This is a genomic window from Rhizobium giardinii bv. giardinii H152, assembly GCF_000379605.1.
Classification (GTDB): domain Bacteria; phylum Pseudomonadota; class Alphaproteobacteria; order Rhizobiales; family Rhizobiaceae; genus Pararhizobium; species Pararhizobium giardinii.
In genome coordinates this window covers 18,335-30,090 of record NZ_KB902686.1, presented here as the reverse complement: position 1 = coordinate 30,090, position 11,756 = coordinate 18,335, and the positions used below count along the sequence as shown (strand labels likewise).

8 protein-coding genes are annotated in these 11,756 nt (G+C 60.0%); 5 read left to right on the top strand and 3 right to left on the bottom strand.

Features of this window, described 5'->3' with window-relative positions; all coding sequences use genetic code 11:
- Nucleotides 1–41 precede the first annotated feature (41 nt).
- The 3 genes from A3AY_RS0120420 to A3AY_RS0120410 all read right to left on the bottom strand — a co-directional run bounded on the left by A3AY_RS0120420 (nt 42) and on the right by A3AY_RS0120410 (nt 4,133).
- On the bottom strand, nt 42–701 hold the full coding sequence (locus A3AY_RS0120420; protein WP_018327531.1) for a calcium-binding protein: 660 nt from the start codon (nt 699–701) through the stop codon (nt 42–44).
- A 274-nt stretch (nt 702–975) separates the two neighbouring features.
- The gene (locus A3AY_RS0120415; RefSeq protein ID WP_018327530.1) at nt 976–2,376 is read right to left on the bottom strand and encodes an HlyD family type I secretion periplasmic adaptor subunit; all 1,401 of its coding nucleotides are present in this window, start codon (nt 2,374–2,376) and stop codon (nt 976–978) included.
- On the bottom strand, nt 2,373–4,133 hold the full coding sequence (locus tag A3AY_RS0120410) for a type I secretion system permease/ATPase (RefSeq protein WP_026203653.1): 1,761 nt from the start codon (nt 4,131–4,133) through the stop codon (nt 2,373–2,375). The genes A3AY_RS0120415 and A3AY_RS0120410 overlap by 4 nt, the downstream gene beginning before the upstream one ends.
- 166 nt (nt 4,134–4,299) lie before the next feature.
- Here A3AY_RS0120410 and A3AY_RS0120405 point away from each other — a divergent pair, with 166 nt between their 5' ends.
- The 5 genes from A3AY_RS0120405 to A3AY_RS0120385 all read left to right on the top strand — a co-directional run bounded on the left by A3AY_RS0120405 (nt 4,300) and on the right by A3AY_RS0120385 (nt 11,743).
- Nucleotides 4,300–4,902 carry a MarR family transcriptional regulator gene (locus A3AY_RS0120405; RefSeq protein WP_018327528.1) on the top strand — a complete coding sequence of 201 codons (603 nt, stop codon included), beginning with the start codon at nt 4,300–4,302 and terminating at the stop codon, nt 4,900–4,902.
- A 44-nt stretch (nt 4,903–4,946) separates the two neighbouring features.
- Nucleotides 4,947–6,191 (top strand): glycosyltransferase family 4 protein, encoded by a 1,245-nt coding sequence (locus tag A3AY_RS0120400; RefSeq protein ID WP_026203651.1) that lies wholly within the window; start codon nt 4,947–4,949, stop codon nt 6,189–6,191.
- A gap of 185 nt (nt 6,192–6,376) precedes the next feature.
- Nucleotides 6,377–7,858: a DUF6212 domain-containing protein gene (locus tag A3AY_RS0120395; protein WP_040669043.1), complete on the top strand. Its 1,482-nt coding sequence runs from the start codon at nt 6,377–6,379 to the stop codon at nt 7,856–7,858.
- Nucleotides 7,848–10,526, top strand: a complete 2,679-nt coding sequence (locus A3AY_RS0120390; RefSeq protein ID WP_018327524.1) for a glycosyltransferase — start codon at nt 7,848–7,850, stop codon at nt 10,524–10,526. Before A3AY_RS0120395 ends, A3AY_RS0120390 begins: the two co-directional genes overlap by 11 nt.
- 38 nt (nt 10,527–10,564) lie before the next feature.
- A complete protein-coding gene (locus tag A3AY_RS0120385) occupies nt 10,565–11,743 on the top strand; it encodes a polysaccharide pyruvyl transferase family protein (RefSeq protein ID WP_018327523.1) in 1,179 nt (392 codons plus the stop codon).
- Nucleotides 11,744–11,756: the final 13 nt, after the last annotated feature.

The following is an 11,756-nucleotide window of genomic DNA, read 5'->3' as shown; positions in this document are numbered from 1 at the left end:
GCGCGCCCCACGGGAGGAGGCAGGGCGCGCCGAGCTCAGGCTCAGTGAACAGTGAAGTAGTTGTCGGGATTGGCCTGGATGTCGTCGGCATCGGCATTTACCAATGTGAGCGTATCGCCATGGCCGAGATCCACGACGACATTGCCGCCAACCTGCGTGACGCGCGAGGCCAGGTCTTCGGGCGAAGACACGTCGAGGCCATTGATGCCCTTCGATATCTGCAGCAGATCCTCGCCCGCGGTAAAGTCGAGAATGACGTCATTCCCGCCGCCGCCGTCGAAGACGAAGATGTCATGGCCGGCACCGCCAGCAAGGGTGTCGTTACCGTCCCCGCCGTCAATGATGTCGTGGCCATCACCACCATAAAGTATGTCATTGCCCTTGCCGCCGGACAAAAGGTCGCTTCCCTGTCCGCCGAACAGGATATCGCTGCCCTTGTCGCCGTAGAGAAGGTCATCACCCCAGCCGCCGACGAGGGTGTCGTCGCCGTTTTCACCGTTCAGCAAGTCGCTGCCGTCGCCGCCGAACAGGGAGTCATTTCCCTTTCCGCCGAACAGCAGGTCGTCACCGTCACCACCGAACACGAGGTCGTGCCCGTTGCCGCCGCTCACGAAATCATCGCCCCCATGGGCGCGAATGAAATCGCTGAAGCGGGAGCCGAACAGGGCGTCATCGTATGCGCCGCCTTCCAATGTGGCCATCTGCCTCTCCTTTATCAGGTTACTATGAACGCGTTTTCGGCGCAGGGGCGACGATCGCGCGTCTGGACTGTGCATTGCAACAAAGAACAACGCAAGCGTCTAAAAGAGAGAATGTGCTCAAACTTGGGAAATAAATTTCCGAATTTGAGTCTTAATGGTACATTATTTCGGCAATGACAAGTTTTATGAAGTAAAATTTATCTACTTTATTTGTAAATAACTTCAAAAATCGAAACATTTTACATGCAAAATGTTTCGATTTGCATTCCGCGTGCTAGTCTTCCCTGAAGGCGCGATTGAAACTCTCGACGGCGGGAGAGGTGAGGTAATCGATTGCAAGGCGTGACTTGTGGATAATCAACACCTCCGCGGGCATGCCGGGATAGAGGCGGACATCGGGATTTGCCTTGAGCGATGCCGCGTCGAGTTTGGCGCGCGCGACGAAGAACGCGGTGTTTGATTTTTCATCTACCGACTGGTCTGCGGCGACATACGTTATGGCGCCTTCCATTGGCAGGCGGGAGCGCTGATTATAGGCCGTCAACCGGATTTGCGTCTGGGAGCCGATGGCGATGCTGTCGATATCACGAGGATTGACGCGCATCTCGATCAATAGGGGCTCATTTTCCGGAACGATCTCAAGCAATGCCTGACCGGGCGTGACCGCGCTGCCAGGGGTGCGCAGCCAGATGTCACTGATGATACCGTCCTGCGGAGAGCGGATCTCAAGGCGCCGCAGCACATCCTTCGAGGTGGTGATCTGCTCTTCCACATCCGCGAGCTCGACGCGTGTCGTCGTGATTTCGCCAGCAATCGTCGACTGAAACTCGCTTTCGATTCCGATCAGCGCGAGTTGCGCGCCCGCTCTGGCTTTTTCTGCCCTGGCCTTTTCGCCGACGAGTTCGCTCCGTTCCCGCGCAAGCTCGCTGAGCCGGGACTCGATCTCGATGAGTTGCGTGCGCGAAAAGGCACCCTTTTTCACCAACGTTGCTATCGCCGTCCGCTGCTCGTCGATAAGGTCGATTTGCTGGTCCGTCGCCTGGATCTGGATGCCGAGTGACTTCGCTTGTTCGAGGTGCTCCTCGATGGTTTTTTTCTGGACCTCTATGCGCCCCCCCTGGGTCTCGCGCCGCTTCTCGAAAAATATCGTCTCAGCCATCACGGCGTCGTCGATCGCGGCGTCCCGGGCGTCCCCGAAATCCTGTGGAAAACTGATCCGGGGCGCGCCGGTCTGCTCGGCCTTCAGTCGCGCCAGTTTCGCGATCAGGCCAATGCGCCGGATCTGGAGTGACCGCAGGCTGGAACGGGCTCGCGTATCCTCCAACTCGATCAGGAGCTGCCCGGCAGAGACCTTGTCGCCCTCCTGAACGAGCAGCCGGCTCATCACACCGCCTTCAAAATGGCTGATGGTCTTTCTCTTTGAATCGACGATGACCGTTCCGTTGGCGACCGTCGCGCTGCTGAGTTCGGTCGAAAACGCCCAGGCAAAGAATCCACCGAAGGACACCAGGATCGTGGCGATGCCCGCGATGACAAGACGGCGGAGCGGCGATCGGGTATCAGGTTGTTCGAATTCCAAGCGCGAGGGGCTGATATTCAGCGGCACCGGCTGATCAAATGGCACTCGACGCTCGGAAAGACCGGGGCGGACCGCAAGAGGCTTCTTCACTGTCATATCGCCGCCACCTCGCGGCGTGCTTCGCCCGGCATTGTGGCCGGAATCACGTCCGCTCGCGGCCCGAACTGTGTGACGCGGCCGTTTTCGAGCACGAGCAGCTTGTCGGCGACTTGCATGATGGCTGGCCTGTGAGCGATTATGATGACGATGGCGCCATCGCCGCGCGCGTGCTGGATCGCGCGGATAAGTGCCTGCTCGCCAATCGCGTCGAGGTTTGCGTTCGGCTCGTCGAGCACGATGAGGCGAGGCCTGTTGTAGAGGCAGCGCGCCAACGCTATGCGCTGCCGCTGCCCTCCGGAAAGGGTGAGGTGTCCGTCGCCGACGGGCGTGTCGTAGCCGAGTTGTAGGCGTCCGATCATGTCGTGGATGTCGGCCAGTCGCGCCGCCTCCAGCACTTTATATGGATCGCTTTCGGCCATCCGCCCGATGTTTTCTCGAATCGTGCCTTCCAAAAGCGACACGGATTGCGGCAGATATCCGACCACTTGGCCGAACGAGCTGCGCTCCCAGAGATAGGTGTTGTTGCCGTCGAGGAAGACACCGCCGGACGTGGGACGCAAGATTCCGACCAGCAGGCGCGCGAGGGTCGATTTGCCTGCCGCGGAAGGACCGACCACACCCAGGACCTCGCCCGGAGAGAGGGAGAACGAAATGCCCTTGATGATTGGCACATCCAGCCCCGGGGCTGCGTAAACCAGCTTGTCGACCACGATGTCGCCCGACGAATGCGGAGTGGGCATCGTTTGGCGGATCGCAAGGTCCGCCTTGAGGGTGGCCTCAAGGCGACGCCAGCCCGCGATCGCCAGAACCCACTGCCGCCAATTGTCGATGATCGAATCGAAGGGTATCAGGAGGCGTCCGACAAGAATGCTCGACGCCATCATCGCGCCGGGCGTAATTGCCTGCTCCAGCACTAGAAATGCTCCGGCCGCTAGAGTGACGATCTGGATGGAATAGCGCAGGCTGCGGGTGATGGACGACATCGCCTTGCTCCTGCTCCCACTCGTTTCAAAGGCGCTGAGGGCTTGCATTTGCAGGGTGCGCCAACGATTCGCCAGAGCCGGCAGCATACCCATCGCCTCGATAGCCTCGGCATGTCGCAGTGATGCGCCAATCTTGGACACGGCTTCGATATTTGTCTGGTTCGCTTCCTTGGTGAGTTGGCGTGTCAACATGTCCGTGACCAGGCCGCCGCAAAGCAGCAGCGCCGCGGATACCGCTCCAATAAGGCCGAAAAGCGGATGCAAAATGAAAAGGGCGCCGAGGAAGATCGGTGACCAGGCCGCGTCGAGGGGCGCGGTCACCGCTGACGAGGTCAAAAAGCTTCGCAATTCTGCGATGTCGCGAAGCGACTGGGTCGCCCGCGCCAAGCCCTGGTCGACCGAGGCCTGAACGGCGGCGGCCAGGACTGGCATGTTTAAGCGGCGCACGAGCGCGCCACCGATGACTTGGAAAGAGAGGGCGCGGATGAATTCCAGAACACCGAGCACCACAAGTGCGCCGATCGCCAAAATGGTGAGCATGACGAGCGTGTCCATACTCTGACTATTGAGCACTCTGTCATGCACTTGCAGCATGAATAGGGGCATCGTGAGTTGTAGCAAATTTAGACACACGCTAAGCGCAGCCGCATACAGTAACCCGGAGAGGAATACACGCTTTGCTTGCGATATCAGCAATCCCGGGTTGGTTTGTTCTTCTCCTCCCAAAATTTGGCTCTTGCTTCTTGTCTCATTTTGAACAGTATCACGCATGGCAATTTGCCTTGAGTTAACGTTAGAGCCATCTTCTGGAGGGCAGAAGCGGTTATAACTGGTCGGAAGTGTAGTATTGCTTCTGCCAATCTGGCACAGAAGGGAGGGCTTGCGCAAGCTCGGGGTAATCCGGCGTGATGGGGATATTTGAAGATTACTTCAACTTTTGAAGTATTTTTCCGAAATGGAGCGTGAAGTGAAAGAAGATAATGTGCTCATTCTGTCCAATCTGAATGATGATCTGGGAACTCGAAATAAGGGGCAGGCAGCACAAGCGGACCCCGGGTATCCTCAGGATGCCGAGTTTGGTGATCTCCGGCAGATTACATATTTCGAGCTTGCTCGCCTCATGGAGCGGGCAAGCCGACGGTTTTCGGGCCTCATTCGGGCGGAACTGACGAAGCTTCGTGTCGATGACGTCGGGCCGGCACAGGCGATGATTCTGCTGGCAATCGGCGACTCGGAGCTCTCGGTCGCCGAACTTCTGGATCGCGGGCATTATGTTGGTTCCAATGTTTCCTACTATCTGAAGCAGCTTGCCGACGGCGACTACATTGATCGCGTTGCCTCCCAGCGCGACAAGCGGTCCGCACGCATCAAGTTGACAGAAAAGGGGCGGCAACTGAGGGCAAGTCTCCGCGACGCGGCCATGACGTATGAGCGCGCGGTAAACCGTGGCGACCAGGACCAGCGGATGCTTGAGACGGCTTTCCAGACACTGCACCAGCTCGAACTGGCCTGGGGCACGGCTTCACGGTACGGCGTCTAAGTGGTGAGCGATGCCGTGGGCCCGGCAATGACGGACTAGGCGCGATGCACGTGGCGTTTGTACATCGGCGGGGCTTCGGCCAATTCGCGGCCTTGGCCGCCCAGCTCGCGCAGGCGGGAAATGAGGTAAGCCTCATCACCGAAACCATAGATCAGAAGATCCCGGCCGTTCGCGTCGTTCGACATCGAGCGGAATCGGGCCCGCGCGCAAATCCACACATGGCCCGGCACATGGGGACTCCCGATCATCACGCGCGTATCGGCCATCGCGTCGCCGAAACGCTAGATGCGATGGTGCGGCAGGGGCTGGTGCCCGACATTGTCGTCGGCCATATCGGCTGGGGCAGCATGATGTTCTTGAAGGACGTACTGCCGCGGGTGCCTGCATTGGGATATTGCGAGTTCTTCTACCGGCCGGAAGGGGCGGACATAGGGTTCGCCCCCGACGATCAACCCGATCTGGAGACGCGCAAGAGGCTGCGGCTGCGTAACGTCGCGCAGCTCTTGTCCCTTGAGGCCATTGAGGCCGGCATCAGCCCCACCCATTGGCAGAGAAGTCTGTACCCCGCCGACGCCCAGGGGCGCATTTCGGTATGCCACGAGGGCATCGATACAGCGCGATTTCGACCGGACCCGACAACGTCGGTCAGGCTTTCGGACGGACGTGTGCTCAGGGCTGGTGGTTCTCCAATCGTCACCTTTGTCGCGCGCGACCTTGAGCCGTATCGCGGATTCCCGCAGGTGTTGGAGGCTGCCGCGAAGGTTGTGCGGCAACGTCCCGATGCGCTGTTCGTCTTTGTCGGCGGAGATGGCACCAGCTATGGTGTGCCGCCGCCCGGCGGCGGGGCGTGGAAGGACCACCTCTTGGAATCTCTGGACATACCGCGGGAAAATATCCTCTTTCCCGGTGTGGTGCCGCATTCAGTTTTGCGGCAGCTTTTCCAGATCTCGGCCGCGCACCTCTACCTGACCTATCCGTTCGTTTTGTCTTGGTCGGTGTTGGAGGCAATGGCGTGCGGCGCCCTGGTCATTGGATCAGATACCGCGCCTGTGCGGGAGGTTATCCGCACCGGCCGGAACGGCCTGTTGGTGCCATTCTTCGACGCGGACGCACTCGCCGAAGCCATTCTCGGTGCCCTGAAGAGCCCGGAGCAACATATCGGGATGCGCGCCGCGGCGCGCCGGACAGTCGAGCGTCGCTTCCGACTGAGGGACTGCCTCGATCGCCAACAAGATATCCTTGAAAGAATGAGTGAGAAATCGCTTATCCGCGACAGGGTGGTAAAATGATAGATTATTACTTCGATTTTTAAAGTAGATATGAAATATATTGCTTGTTTTGCTTTGATTTTTATCATTGTGCGTTGCAAAAATAGTTGTTACATTCTCCTGGGGTGATGCCGGAATATTTGAACAAACAGCCAAATATCCAGCGTCGTTGATTTTTGATCGGAATAGTTCTTCAGAGGCGATGCGTGCAAGATTCGATATCTTCCGGCACAGGGCGGCGAATAGCGGCAAGAAAACTGGTGGCGGCTTCGGACCGGGACCGGTCGTGCTTCGAGGGAAGCGATATAGAGCATCTGGTCACCTATCTCGAAATGGATGGGCGCCCTCAGGCGACCTTGCAGAACGCCTTTCCGTTAATCGCCGTCGCCTTTTCCGACGAGGGCGAGGTGGATCTGCAAGAGCGCCTGGCGCTGCTGGGGTCGCTGGGTACTGTGCCCGCAGTTCCCCTCCAGCGGCTTGATCCCGCCAACAAGTCAGACAGTCTTGCGCTTCTGCGAACGCTGGCCGAGGGCGGCGTCGGCCGGCTCGCCCGATACAGCACATCGATCACCTCGGAGCTGTCAATTCTGCGGCGGGAACGCGAGACGCTGCTGGAAAATTACCGGGCTCTCGAAGACGCGTTCCAGGCGCGAAGCTGGGAGCCGGTTTCAGAGGTATTTTCCCACGATCCCTATGCCGACCCAAAGGATGAAGGGATCGGCCAGCTGCTCGCCAACGCTTTTGTCGAGCAACTGCTGCCGGTGTCCAGCCTCGGCGTGGCCGGGCTCGCGCTTCACCTGCATTCCGTACCGAAAGCCAGTGGAGAGCTCGTCGTTGCGCTGAGGTATCTTGAAAGCGGGGAGGGCGTGGCCGAGTGGATCGTGCCCTACGCGCAACTCGTCCCTAATTGGAACTTCTTCTCCTTGCCGCGAGCCTGCGGCGGCGCGGCACGGACACTTCGGCTGCGGATATCCGCGACCGGACCCGAGACCGTCGGCCTTTCGCTTGGCTATCCGATTGCCGGCGAGCGCTATTCGGCGCGGTCGGAACTTCCGCATCCGGATCTCGACCTGCGCCCGCTGGCGTTCAAAGTGTTCACGGGACTGCCCGGGGTGAAGCCCGCCAGTGCACCCAACATGATCGCGCCGAGTAGCCTGCTCGAGGGTCAGTACATCATCGACTATCGCCTGGCGGTCGACACGTTGAGCCAGATCGCGGACGTTTCGATCACGCCCATCGTCCCGGAATTCCAGACGGTGCGCTTCCTTGAGCATGAGCACGCCATCGTCTGCCATCCGTTGTCGAGCGGTATATCGGCGGGCGCGGTCAGTCGCGCTGTCGAGCCCGGAACGATATCCTTCTCGGCAAGTGCCGTTATCGATCATCCGAAAGGTGAGCCCGCGGCGGTCAGCTTCCTGCTCGCCCCGGCGAATTCGAATGCGCGTTCCGAAGTGGCCGAGCTTGCGCGAAAGGGCACGGCCAAGCCATCGGCATTCTTCAGCGGGTGGCGCGAAGTCACCGCCAATCAGGTCGTCAACATCAACATCCAGCTGGACGAGCCTGTGCGCGGCCCGATGGATCTGATGATCCTCAGCCGCGCAGTCACGGATTCGGTCGATTTCTCCTGGCTCAAGGTGTCCGGCTTCAGGCTGGTCAAGCAATCGACGGAGGCGGCCGATGTCCGGTAACCGGGAGCTCGCGGACCTGGTCGCAGTGGCCATGCCCCTCTACGGTCATGCGGCACTCGCCCTGGAGGCGATTGAGTCCGTACTTGCCTCGAATTATAGTGGCTGCCGCGTCGTCATTGTCATCTCGGTCGACGGCGATCCACGGCACGAGACGTTCGATCAACTGTTGCTCTATGCCGCGGCCCATCCTTCCGTCCATGTCGTGTTCGGCCAGAATGCGGGGCCGGGCGGCGCACGCAATCGAGCCATCGAATTCGTCCTTGAGCGCTTTCCCGAGACGAAGGCCGTCTATTTCCTCGATGCCGACAATCGTGTCCTTCCCGGCACGATCGCGACGCTTTACCGGCAACTCCTCTTCAGTGGTTGCGGTTGGGTCTACACCAATATCGATACATTTTCGGTAAGCTGGCGCGCCCACTACGGCAACCGCTATTCGCGGCTGGCCCACTGCATCACCGACAATATCTGCGACACGGGATCGATGATCTCGATCGATGTTTTTCAGGAAGGCGTCCGTTTCAACGACGACAGGCAGAACGGCTTCGAGGATTGGGAGTTCTGGCTGTCCTGCATCGAGCATGGTTTCGTCGGCACGCCATGCCACGACACCGTCTTCGAATACAGGCTGAGGGCGGAGAGCCGCTTCAAGGAGGCGAACCGAGACCGCGCCACGTCGGTGAGCTTCCTGCGCAAGCGCCACATGCCGCTGTTCCAGCGCCCGATGCTGGTTGATTTCGAGCATGAGGAGTGCCCGCGCTACCTGTTTGCGCGAACGGAAGATACGGCGATCTCCTTTTTCACCGATCCAACCAAGCTGCCGATGATGCTTCGCCTCGACGACATTATCCCGGCGTTCTGGGCGAACATCGGCGAGCCCGACAATGAGCATTTCCCGCCGTTCCTAATCGCAGGAAGCGGTGCGGCGCTCGACCTGCTCCGGCGTTCGCGCATGCTGCCGAACGTTCTTGCCCACCTTGAGCGCCTGAGCGAGAACAGCAACGTCGTCTTCGTCCAACTCGCCAACGATGCCGCGCAGCGCAAGATCGAGCCAATCGCTCATGGGGCGGGCGGACAAAAAATCGGCCCTACGGACCTCATTTTCCTTTCGACCCGGCTCGTCCAGGACGTGGTCCAGAACAATGCGGTGGACTGGTTTGCTTCGATCGGCAGCCAGCAGGTATGGCCGACATTGACCGTTCTGAAGGTGCGCTTCCCTTTTCCAAGGAGCCTTCCGCGCCGCTCTCTCATCACGCCTCAGCAAGTCATGATCAATTGTGTCAACGCGATTGCCACCAGTCCCCTGCGCGACACGGCGGGCAGGCGGTGGACCTGGCGTCCGGCACGGCTCGTGCCCTACACCGAACTGCACAAGGCGCTGCGCAAGGAGGTCGGGGGATCACCGGTCCTGCCGCTCGGGCACAGCGAAGGCAAACGGACCGTAGCGCTGCTCGTGCCGAACGCCTCGTTTGGTGGGGCCGAGAAAGTCGTCTATGCGGCCGCCCGAGAATTGAAGGCTGCGGGTTACGAAACCCATCTTTTCGTGCTCGGCACGTCCCGGATGGACGTGATCGATGAATTCGATTCTAGCTTCGACTACATTCACTTCTGGGACCAGGGAGTTCCGGCCTGGGGAGGGTCGGGTTCCTTCCTGGGGCAGGACTTTATTGCCGAGGGGCATTCTGTCGACTGGGAGGCGCTGAAGGGACAGCTTTCCGGATTCGACCTGGTCATCAACAACCACGTCATGGCCGCCCATCCCCTCATTGCGCGACTGCGCTCCGAAGGCACGCGTACCGCCTGCTATCTTCATGTTGTCGATAACACGGCTTTCAAGAGGCCCGCCGGCCAACCCTTCGCAGCGATTGCCCACGAGCATTGTTACGATGCCTTCCTGACCTGCTCCGAACAGCTCAAGATCTATCTGCACAGCTACGGTGTCCCGCACGAGAAAGTCTTCGCCGTTGCGAATGGCGCGAGCTTCTCCGTGCCACCCAAGGTCCTTTCGGAGGTTCTGGCGGTCAGACGGATCGAGCGCAAGGACGACCGATTGAGGCTTCTTTACATGGGACGGCTCGATCAGCAGAAGGGGATCGATCGGCTGGCGGCGGCGCTCGCGGAACTGCGGGCCTCCAACGTCCCCTTCGACGCCCGGGTCGTAGGAGGGGAAATCCTCGCGGATTCCAGCGTCTCCTGGAGCGAACGACTGAAGGACCTGGGCGTCGACGTGCGCCCGCCCGTCTTCGCCAGCAAGGATCTGATCAAGGCCCTGGGATGGGCCGACGTTCTCGTCATGCCCTCGCGCTGGGAGGGCGCGCCGTTGATGATCGCCGAGGCGCAGCAGCTTGGCTGCGTCCCCATCGCGACGGCGGTCGGCGCCGTAGACGAGCTCATTTCCAGCGGCGAGGACGGTATACTCATCAACGCGGCTTCCGATCCTCAGGTCGTGAGGGAAATGGCGCGTATCATCGAAGATGTTGCGCACAATCGCGAAAGGCTCGCTCCGCTGATGGAGGGCTGCATCAGGACCGCCGCACGCCGGTCATGGGCTTCCTCCTTCTCGGAGTTCATCTCATGGAGCGATCGGTCCGTGAAAAATTCGTCACTGTCCCGCGCCGCGGTCTTTCGCGAGCAGGCGGCGGCAAATCCCGTGGTCGCGGCGATCGGCTGATTGCCGGCCCGCTTCTCTGAAACAGAAAGGTTAGTCGAATGCGTCCACGAATTCTCGTGACGGGTATTCCTGGTCACTACACGCGCCTTGCCAATGGCGCCCAGGGCTTGTCCGTCTCCTATGCGGAGCGGCAGAAGCAGCCGGAAACGAAAGAGGAGTTTCTGCAGGAGCTGCGCAACATCAGCAATACAGGGAACTACCTTATCGGTGAGGGTGCCCTGCGTGCGCTCGCGCCGCATGCGAAGCAGGTTCCCTTCTGGCATCTCTACAATTTGAGCAAAAGCGGCAGCGGGTTCGATGAGTTCAACGCCAACTTCGACATCTGCGTCTTCACCTGCGCCAACCTCTTGCGCAAGGGGCTTTCCGCAGATGCCGAGGCGGAGGTCCTGAGCCGACTCAACATGCCCATCGTCATGCTGGGCATCGGCCTGCAAAACCGCAGGGACTTGGAGAACAATCTTCCGGAGGGAACCAAGCGGCTCCTGGCCGTCTTGAAAGAGCGTGAGCACTACTTCCTGACGCGCGGCTACGAGTCGGCCGGCTTCCTGAAGGACCAGGGCTTCTCCTTCGTGCGCCCGACCGGTTGCCCTTCGGTCTATTTCATGCCGGACAACATGCGTCGGTCCATGAAGAGGCTGTCGAGCGTGAAGATCGGCAAGGCGCGGACGATCTTTTCAGGCTACCTCGGCGGCAACCAGGATGCGATCCTTGACGCGAATGCGCTTGCCCCGCAGGACACTGTGCCGCAATACGTGGTGCAGGACGAGTTCCTCCACTTCGACATGAAGGTGGAGCCCCAAGATGAGGGGCGCGTTTATGATTCCGCATCGGGCCTGATGATCGGCGATGTTGCCTATCCCGGCACGGAGCGGGAGAAGCAGCGGTTTGAGGTTCGCACCTTCTTCGACACCAACCAGTGGCGCGCCTGGGCTTCGTCGATGGACTTCAATCTCGGCCGACGTTTCCACGGATCGATCATTGCCATGCAGGCGGCCGTGCCGAGCCTCATGGTGGCCGTGGACGACCGCATGCGCGAGATGCTCGGCTTCACCGGCCTGCCCGCCGTCGACGTCACCGAGATCGACAAGGCGGAGAACCGCGCCGAGTTCGTGGCCGATCATCTGGCAAAGCTCAACACGACCGAACTTGTCGACCGGTATTCCGACCGCGAACGCGCCTTCCGCACGACGCTTCGTGAAATTGGCATCGCGAATTAACGGCCCGAAGGCC

Excerpts from the sequence above, each read along its gene's own strand:
- A3AY_RS0120420 (WP_018327531.1), bottom strand. The coding sequence starts at position 701 with ATGGCCACATTGGAAGGCGGCGCATACGATGACGCCCTGTTCGGCTCC.
- A3AY_RS0120415 (WP_018327530.1), bottom strand. The coding sequence starts at position 2,376 with ATGACAGTGAAGAAGCCTCTTGCGGTCCGCCCCGGTCTTTCCGAGCGT.
- A3AY_RS0120410 (WP_026203653.1), bottom strand. The coding sequence starts at position 4,133 with ATGCGTGATACTGTTCAAAATGAGACAAGAAGCAAGAGCCAAATTTTG.
- A3AY_RS0120400 (WP_026203651.1), top strand. The coding sequence starts at position 4,947 with ATGCACGTGGCGTTTGTACATCGGCGGGGCTTCGGCCAATTCGCGGCC.
- A3AY_RS0120390 (WP_018327524.1), top strand. The coding sequence starts at position 7,848 with ATGTCCGGTAACCGGGAGCTCGCGGACCTGGTCGCAGTGGCCATGCCC.
- A3AY_RS0120385 (WP_018327523.1), top strand. The coding sequence starts at position 10,565 with ATGCGTCCACGAATTCTCGTGACGGGTATTCCTGGTCACTACACGCGC.